Genomic DNA, 457 nt, shown 5'->3' on the forward strand with positions numbered 1-457 from the left:
TTATCTTCAGGTCCAACGCGTCGCGAAGGCCATCGCCCAACAAATTAGACGCCAGCACCGTCAGAAATATCGCCACCGCCAGAAAGATCGCCACGTGCGGCGCGATCACCATATCCGCCCGTGCTTCATTGAGCATAGCCCCCCACTCCGGGGTCGGCGGCTGTGCGCCCAATCCCAGAAATGGCAGGCTTGCGGCAGAAATAATCGACGTGCCGATTCGCATGGTAAAAAAGACCACGATCGATGAAACCGTCCCCGGCAAGATATGGTTAAAGATGATGGTCGCATCGCTGGCACCAATGCTGCGCGCAGATTCAATAAGCGCCTGCTGCTTCAGCACCAGCGTATGTCCGCGCACCAGGGGCGCGAAGGCAGGAATGGAGAAAATGGCCACGGCAATAATCACGTTCGCGATGCCGCTGCCCAGCACGGCGACCACGGCTATCGCCAGCAGAAT

Annotated in this window: 1 protein-coding gene; it reads right to left on the reverse strand. The window is 58.2% G+C overall.

Annotation, left to right across the window (positions count from 1 at the left end):
• A partial coding sequence (locus ACU8YC_RS27265; protein ID WP_446896296.1) for an ABC transporter permease subunit occupies positions 1-457 on the reverse strand: 457 nt, incomplete at both ends.

The organism is Citrobacter sp. VF227 (genome assembly GCF_052950715.1).